This is a genomic window from Mesorhizobium sp. M3A.F.Ca.ET.175.01.1.1 (assembly GCF_004791945.1).
Taxonomy (GTDB): Bacteria; Pseudomonadota; Alphaproteobacteria; order Rhizobiales; family Rhizobiaceae; genus Mesorhizobium.
The window spans coordinates 1-332 of sequence record NZ_SRTP01000220.1 but is presented as its reverse complement, the minus strand read 5'-3'; the positions used below and the strand labels follow the sequence as shown (position 1 = coordinate 332).

Sequence of the window (332 nt, the reverse complement as noted above, 5' to 3'; positions counted from 1 at the left end):
GGAGAGTAAGGGAATAGGGGAGTAAGGGAATAGGGAGTAGAAAAGGAAGCTGGCGGATAACGACCGTTGTGTTTTCCCCTACTCCCCTACTCCCCTACTCCCCTACTCACGTACCCAGCCACGCCGTCTTCCGTCCGCTCCGCCATCGCCAGTGACTGATCCAGGTGGGCTGCGCGCCAGGCGAGCATCCTTTCGGCGAACTCCAGTCGCACCGGCAGATAAGCCGGGTCGTTCGCCACATTGTTCAGCTCTCCCGGGTCCTTCGACAGGTCGAACAAAAGCGGCGGCAGGCTGCTACTGAAATGGACATATTTGAAGTCCGCCGAGCGGAC

Annotated in this window: 1 pseudogene; it reads right to left on the bottom strand. The window is 59.3% G+C overall.

From position 1 onward, the window contains the following. Window positions 1-86 precede the first annotated feature (86 nt). Window positions 87-332, bottom strand: a pseudogene (locus EN818_RS31415) (phosphonate monoester hydrolase); the annotation flags it as partial.